The 1,278-nt window shown below is 60.3% G+C and carries 2 pseudogenes; one reads left to right on the top strand and one right to left on the bottom strand.

From position 1 onward, the window contains the following. Positions 1–926 (top strand): annotated as a pseudogene (locus AAAB16_RS12415) (ribonuclease E); the annotation flags it as partial. Between the two features lie 114 nt (positions 927–1,040). Here AAAB16_RS12415 and AAAB16_RS12410 read toward each other — a convergent pair. Then, positions 1,041–1,278: pseudogene (locus tag AAAB16_RS12410) on the bottom strand (hypothetical protein); the annotation flags it as partial.

Raw genomic sequence — 1,278 nt, 5'->3', positions numbered from 1 at the left:
CACGTCGTCGTTCCCGTGGTCAGCGCCGTCGCAGCAACCGTCGTGAGCGTCAGCGTGATGCCAACGGCAACATCATCGAAGGCAGCGAAGAAGCAGGCTCCGAAGAAGCGGGCAGCGAAGACACCGGCAATGCCGCGGTCGCCACTGCTGTAGCCGCAACGGCTGCCACCGTGGTCAGCGAAATTGTTGCTGAGCACCAGGCCCCAGCGAGCGAAACTGCTGAAGCGCCAAGCGCCGAACGCAGCGAGCCCGTTGCTGTGGTTGAAGCCAACACTGTTGAAGCCAATGTGGTTGAGGCTGCTGCGGTTGAAGCTGCCGCTGCTGTTGAAGCCGCCCCCGTAGAAGCGCCAGCTGCCAACGCTAACGTGGTTGAAACCCCGGTCGTTGCAGAACCGGCTCCGGCCGTTGAAGCGCCTGCGGTGGTCGAAGCTGCACCGGTTGCAGCGCCAGCCGCTGAAACCGCGGTAGCAGAAGCAGCACCAGTCGCCGCCGAACCGGCTGCGGAACCTGCGGTAGAAGTGGCTGAAGTGGTTGTTGTGGCAGAAGTTGTTGAAGCTGCTCCGGTGGTTGCCAGCAATGGCCGCGCACCAAACGACCCACGTGAAGTGCGTCGCCGTCAGCGTGAAGCCGAGCGTCTGGCCAAGGAAGCTGAAGAAGCCTCCGCCGCTGTGGTTGAAGCGGTTGCGGCTGCAGAGCCTCTGGGCGTCGCGGCCCACGCCGCTGCTGATGTTGAGCACAGCGTTGAAGCTGAGCAGGCCAAGCAGGAAGAGTCGGCTGAACCCGCTCCAGTGCATGTGGCTGAGCCTGCAGTAATCGTTGAAGAAGCCCGCGAAGAAACTGCTAGCGAGCAACCCATCGCAGTGGCAGAAGTCGCCGAGAAAGCCGAGAAAGAAGAAGACAAAGACGAGAGCAAACCGCTCGTCTAAGCCTTCACGCTGAAGTGAAAAGGGGGATGCCAATGGCATCCCCCTTTTTTATTGCGTTGGATTGTTGGGTTTCGCTGCGCTCAACCGAACCTACGATTGGGCGGCAAAAAAAGGTCAGCCGGCGCGACGCTGCTCGGCCATATCCAACACACCAGGCACCAACGCATACCCCTGTTCATCGTTACGCCACACCAAACCACCTTGCCACATACGGCGCAGGGCCTGGCTTAGGCATAGCTGAGAAATCGGCACCTGGGCGCTCAATAGGCGTGTGTGGATATCTTGCAAGGTGATGGCTTGGCCAACTTCACTGCAATCACACAGCACATCAAGAATCTTCAGACGTGGCTGG

The organism is Pseudomonas sp., from assembly GCF_037994325.1.
GTDB lineage: Bacteria > Pseudomonadota > Gammaproteobacteria > Pseudomonadales > Pseudomonadaceae > Aquipseudomonas.
The sequence above is the reverse complement of the archived record's forward strand: the minus strand, read 5'-3'. Positions and strand labels throughout refer to the sequence as shown.